Genomic DNA, 5426 nt, shown 5'->3' with positions numbered 1-5426 from the left:
CGAGCTGACCGCCGCGACCGCCCGTCCGTTGCCGCGCCGCTTCCCGCTGCGGGTGTGCGTGCGCTGCCACACCGAGCGGAACAGCCGGTGACCGCGTCGGCCGAGCCCCTGCCCACTGTCCCGCGGACTGTGACGGGCCTGTCGTGGGACGTGTACCACGGCCGCGCGTGCGTCTGGTGCGAGGTCCTGCTGATGGAGCCTGGCGCCCGGCCGGTGGCCCGCGTCGAGGAGTACGCGGGCGTCCACGACCTTTCGACCACCGTGTGGGGCTGCGCCCCGTGCTGCCAGGCCCGCGGTGTCGGGGAGGCGCCGTGACGTATCCGGTGCGCCGCTGGTGTGTGCACTGCGGGCGGCTGATCGAGGGCGAGGCCGTCGCGATCCCGGGGTTCTCCGCGTCGGGCGCCCGCCCGGACGCCTACCGGCACCCCACCTGCCGGGCCCCCACCGTGCGGCCGCGCAGCTACCCGACCTCCTGAACGCCACCGCCGACGAACAGAGAGCCCAACGGCATGATCCAGACCGTCCACCCGGGCGACCTGCGCCCCACTGACACCGCCCTGTGCGAAGCGTGCTGGACCGAGCCGGTCCAGCGCATCCGCCTGACCTCGCACGGGCGTGACCTGCTGTGCCGGGCCTGCGCCGACAGCGGCAGCCCGCCCCGGGTCACGCTGTTCCCGCCGCTGGGAATCTACGGCCTGACGTACCGCAACCTCGGCGGCCCGTACCTCGCGGACAAGCACCGCGGACCAGGCGCGCCGCAGACCCCCCGGGACCCGGGGCCGCCCCTGCCCAGCCCGCCCCCGCAGCCGACCCCGGGCCGCCCCCCGGTGTAACCGGCGCCCCGAGACCGCCCCGGCCTGTATCCGTCCCCCCGCCCCGGCCGGGGCCCTTACCGCACCAGATCCGCCACGGGGACGTCGATGCGGGCGGCCGAGTGGCCCTGCTCGATGCGGTTGAGGCTGTGCCGGGCCATGCCGATGCGAAGTGCGAGGGCCTCCTGGGTGAGCTTGGCGTGGAGGCGGGCCGCGCGGATCAGGTCGCCGATGGCCCGGCGGCGGGCGAGGACCCAGGCGGGGCTGTCGGTGGGGCGTGGCACTGGTCCACGCTCGCGGCGCTCTTGATCGTTTGTCTGTACAGGAGGCTGTACTTTTTGCGATCTCGGAGCCTTTGGCCGTAAAACGTTGAACCATACAACTGAAACCGCCCTCCCTGTGAGGGCATACGGACTCCCACCCGACCGCGGTCTCGGCGGATCACGGCAGGGTGGGCACGGAGCCCCGACCGGACGGTGCCGGTCGGGGCCTCCTCATACGATGACCAGGCCGGAAGGGTCGTCGCTCAGTATGTTTCTGGCACGCTGCCTGTCGTCACGGTGAGCATCCCGGCACAATACGACAGAAGCGCATGCCCCCACCCCTGCGCATAGAAGTACGATCCTCCGCATGAATATTCGCACTGTGCCGTTCGACCACCCCGACGCCGTCAAGCTCAACGACCAGGTCCAGCTGGAGTACGCCGAGCGGTACGACGGGGAAGGGGACGAGACACACCTGGAAGCGGACCACTTCCAGCCACCCCGCGGGCTGTACCTGATCGCGTACGACGACCGGGACCGGCCCGTCGCCACGGGCGGGTGGCGGGCACAGGACGAGAACGACGAGGGCTACTCCGACGGCGACGCGGAGCTGAAGCGGATGTACGTCGTCCCCGAGGCGCGGGGCCGGGGCATAGCCCGGCGCGTTCTGGCCCTCCTGGAGGAGGACGCCCGCGCGGCGGGCCGCCTCCGGATGGTGCTGGAGACCGGGACCATGCAGCCCGAGGCCATCGCCCTGTACGAGTCGAGCGGCTACGAGCCGTGCCAGAAGTTCGGCTACTACCGGACGTACGAATCCAGCCGGTGCTACGCGAAGCCCCTGGCCGGCCGGTAAGCAACTCGTGACGCGCTCCTGACATTTCCGGGGGCGCGTGGCACGCTGCCCCTCGCACCACCCATCCCGGTACCGCGATCCGCACCGCATCCCTTCGTTCCCCCCACCCCCCTGCCCGGGCGCCCCCACGGCCCCGGGCACGGCAGAAGGAGACATGTGTGAGACGCCATCGTTCCTCCGCAGCCACCCTGCTCGGCGCCGGAGCCCTGCTCGCGGGCGCGCTGGCCGCCGCCCCGGCGAACGCCGCCCCCTCCCCCGGCACCTCCGAGGCCACCGCCGCCACCCACACGATCACCGCGTACGAGCAGCGCGACGCCGCCGCTTTCTGGACCGCCGAGCGGATGCGCGGCGCCGCCCCGCTGGACCTGGAGCTGACGCCCGGCCGGCTCAAGGAGCTGAAGGCCCCCGAACCCGGCGGGGCGACCACCACCGTCGCACCGACCCCCGCCGCGGAAGGCACCTCCGCACACGCCGCCGGACCGCTGTCCTTCCCCCAGACAGGGGGCTCCTGGGGCTCCGGCGGGGCCGTCGTGAAGACCTCGGGCCGGGTGTTCTTCACCTTCGACGGTCGTACGGCCTCCTGCTCCGCGAACGCGGTCACCAGTCAGAACCGGTCCACCGTCATCACCGCAGGGCACTGCGTGAAGTACCAGGGCAGCTGGCACACCAACTGGGTGTTCGTCCCCGCGTACGCCGACGGCAACGCCCCCTACGGGCAGTGGACCGCCACCAAGACGCTGACCACCCCCCGGTGGGAGGCCGGCGAGGACATCAACCACGACATCGGCGCGGCCGTCGTCGCCCCGCTGGACGGCCGGAAGCTCACCGACGTCACCGGCGCCCAGGGGCTCCAGTTCAACGGCGGCTACAACAAACCGATGTACGCCTTCGGCTTCCCCGCCGCGTCCCCGTACGACGGCTCGAAGCTCGTCTACTGCAGCGGCAACTCCTCCAAGGACTTCCTGCTCAGCCAGGACCACGGCCTCGGCTGCAACATGACCGGCGGGTCCAGCGGCGGCCCCTGGCTCACCGGCTTCAGCGAGGCGAGCGGCACCGGCCTGCAGGTATCGGTGAACAGCTTCGGCTACGTCTTCCTGCCCAACCGCATGTTCGGCCCGTACTTCGGCAACGAGGCACAGGCGCTGTACGCCAAGGCACAGACCTCGTAGCGGTCCCGGAGCGCTCCCGCCCTGACCCCGCGCACGCTCACACGGCGCCCGCGCCCCACACCGGGCCGGGCGCCGCCCGCTGCGCCCGGGCGGGGTGGGCGGAGCCCCGGCCGTCCCGCACGTCGGTAAGCCACCGCTGGTCGGGCGCCCCTCCACGGAGCCGTACGACGAGGTCGGCGCCCGGCTCGACGGTGACGGGGGCCAGGGCCAGCCCGGCGTCCCCCCGCGGGACGACCGCGCCCCGCAGCGTCACGTCGTACCGCACCTCGGGGCCCGCCCCGCAGACGGCCAGGGCCACGGTGCCGTCCGGTCGGCCGGAGTCCGCGCACAGTTCCGGGGCGGCCCCACTGCGCAGCAGCCCGTCCGGCTCGTACAGCCACGTCTGGGTCACCGCCCCCGTGCACGCGGCGAGCGTCAGGGCGGCCCCGTCCAGCGCCCCGCCCCGCACGTCCAGGCACAGGGAGCCGCCCAGCGGGGCGGTGGCACGGAGCCGGGTGCGCAGCGCGGCGCCGTCCTCGGGCTGCCCGGCCGGTGCGGGCGGCGGCGCAGCGGTCGCCGACGGCGGCGCCTTCGGGCCGGCGCCCCGGTCGCCGCCGTCCCCCTCGGGCCACAGCCCGGAGACCGCCGCCGCCGACAGCAGGGCGCTGAGGGCGAAGCCGAGACCGGTGAGGAGCGTCCCGCCGCCCGGCCGCCGCAGGCCGGGGCGTGCGAGGCGGCGCCGCACCGCCCGGGCGTGGCGGCCCGCCCGGCGCAGCCGCTCCCGGTGGACGCCCGCCCCGGCCGGGCCTCCGGCAGCGGCCCGCAGACGGCCGGGCCGGGTCTCCAGGTACCGTTCCGCGCCGCCGCCCAGGACCGCTTCGGCGAGGAGCAGCGGCAGCCGCCCGTCCGTCTGCCGCAGTTGGTCGGCGCTGCGGCGGCAGAACGCGCAGCGGGCGAGGTGGCGCTGGATGTCGGGGATGAGCGGCCCGGTGCGGCGCAGCGACAGGTCCAGGAGCCTGCCGAAGTGGCGGCACTCCTGGCCGGGCGCGAGCGCGTGGTGGGCGTCGACGCAGCCGTCGCGCAGCCGGGTGCGGGCCTCGTCGAGGCGCCGCCCGGCCTCGCGCGGGTCGACGGCGAGGAGGGCGGCGGGGACGGACAGCCCCTCGGCCTCCACCTCCCTGTGCCAGAGCAGGACCTGCGCCTCCTCGGGCAGGCCGTGGAAGGCCCGGGCGACGAGTCTCCGGCTCTCCGCGGGCTCGGCGGGCGCGCGGACGCCCGGCAGCGCCGCGGCGGCGCGGCCCGGCCGCGCCCACTCCGCCAGGACCCGGCGGGCCTCCACCAGCAGCCGCGCCCTCACCGCGGCGGGTGGGGGCGGGCCCGCGGGCTGCGCCGGCCGGTCCGGGGGCACGGTGGCCAGCCGCGCGAAGGCCGCCGCGGCGGCCATGCCCGCCGTCCGCCCGGACGGCGTGAAGAGCGCCGTGTAGGAGCACAGAGCCTGCCAGTGCCGGGCGAGGAGCACGGCTGTGGCGTCCGGGTCGGCGGGGGTGCCTGGGGCGGCGCCGTGCAGGACTTCGAGGAGTCGCGTGTCGGAGTCCCCAGGGGGAGCCGAGGTGTGCTGGTGCATGGCGGTTCTTCCGTCGGGCCGAGTGGGGCGGTGGGAGGGTGCACCGATGAGGGCCAACGCGCCGGCGGGGACAGCCTGGTGGGCTGTGAGGAGCCTCACCTTTCCACAACTCGCCGTGGCGGAACAAGAGTTCCACGAAACGACGGGAGGACGTGCCGGCCCGGCTTCGCGAGGCAGAGTCCCAGCCCGGGCGGACCCGGCGGAACCGGCGGAACCGGCGGAGCGGCAGAGCGGCAGAGCGGCGGGGCGGCGGGGCCGGAAGGCCGCAGGACCACAGGACCACAGGACCACAGGACCACAGGACCACAGAGCCGCAGGACCACAGAGCCGCAGGACCGCAAGGCCGCAAGGCCGCAAGGCCGCAAGGCCGCAAGGCCGCAAGGCCGCAAGGCCGCAAGGCGAACGAAGCGCGACGGGGTGGGCGCCGGCCGGGCGACAGAACAACAGGGACGGAAGGCCGAAGGGCCGCAAGGCCGCAAGGCCGGGCCGCAGCGCCGCAAGCGCACCGGTTCACGGGGCCCTCGGCGGGGGGGCATGTGCGAGCCCCCGGTGCCACGGGGGGCGGTGGCGACCGGGGGCTCGGGGCCCGCCGCACACGCGGGCCCGGGCCCGGCACGGGCGGGCCCTGGGGCGGCCGGGCCCCGTGGAGGGTGCGGGCCCGGCCGGGTTCGCGCCTCAGCCGGCGGCGTGCGGGGCCACCGCGCATCCCTCGGCGGGGGCGGCGGC

Annotated in this window: 7 protein-coding genes; 5 read left to right on the top strand and 2 right to left on the bottom strand. The window is 75.5% G+C overall.

All coding sequences use genetic code 11. The annotated features are described in order from the left end of the window. Positions 1-129: 129 nt before the first annotated feature. Genes BJP40_RS05420 through BJP40_RS05415 form a run of 3 tightly spaced genes read left to right on the top strand, consistent with a single transcriptional unit; the run spans position 130 to position 833 of the window. Positions 130-315 carry a hypothetical protein gene (locus BJP40_RS05420; RefSeq protein WP_143065886.1) on the top strand — a complete coding sequence of 62 codons (186 nt, stop codon included), beginning with the start codon at positions 130-132 and terminating at the stop codon, positions 313-315. Next, positions 312-476: a hypothetical protein gene (locus BJP40_RS33995; RefSeq protein ID WP_177204304.1), complete on the top strand. Its 165-nt coding sequence runs from the start codon at positions 312-314 to the stop codon at positions 474-476. Before BJP40_RS05420 ends, BJP40_RS33995 begins: the two co-directional genes overlap by 4 nt. A 33-nt stretch (positions 477-509) precedes the next feature. After that, positions 510-833: a hypothetical protein gene (locus tag BJP40_RS05415; RefSeq protein WP_071279054.1), complete on the top strand. Its 324-nt coding sequence runs from the start codon at positions 510-512 to the stop codon at positions 831-833. A gap of 56 nt (positions 834-889) precedes the next feature. On the opposite strand, the gene BJP40_RS05410 is transcribed toward BJP40_RS05415, so the two are convergent. After that, positions 890-1096, bottom strand: a complete 207-nt coding sequence (locus BJP40_RS05410) for a helix-turn-helix transcriptional regulator (RefSeq protein ID WP_071279052.1) — start codon at positions 1094-1096, stop codon at positions 890-892. Positions 1097-1442: 346 nt separating this feature from the next. Between BJP40_RS05410 and BJP40_RS05405 the strand changes: the two genes are divergently transcribed. Next, positions 1443-1928: a GNAT family N-acetyltransferase gene (locus BJP40_RS05405; RefSeq protein ID WP_071279050.1), complete on the top strand. Its 486-nt coding sequence runs from the start codon at positions 1443-1445 to the stop codon at positions 1926-1928. Between the two features lie 158 nt (positions 1929-2086). Next, complete coding sequence (locus tag BJP40_RS05400; RefSeq protein ID WP_071279048.1) at positions 2087-3097, top strand: serine protease; 1011 nt, start codon at positions 2087-2089, stop codon at positions 3095-3097. 37 nt (positions 3098-3134) lie between these two features. On the opposite strand, the gene BJP40_RS05395 is transcribed toward BJP40_RS05400, so the two are convergent. After that, a complete protein-coding gene (locus tag BJP40_RS05395) occupies positions 3135-4700 on the bottom strand; it encodes an RICIN domain-containing protein (RefSeq protein WP_071279046.1) in 1566 nt (521 codons plus the stop codon). Between the last annotated feature and the right edge of the window lie 726 nt (positions 4701-5426).

The sequence above is a fragment of the Streptomyces sp. CC53 genome (assembly GCF_001865245.1).
Taxonomy (GTDB): domain Bacteria; phylum Actinomycetota; class Actinomycetes; order Streptomycetales; family Streptomycetaceae; genus Streptomyces.
This window is presented reverse-complemented; position numbering and strand designations above follow the sequence as displayed.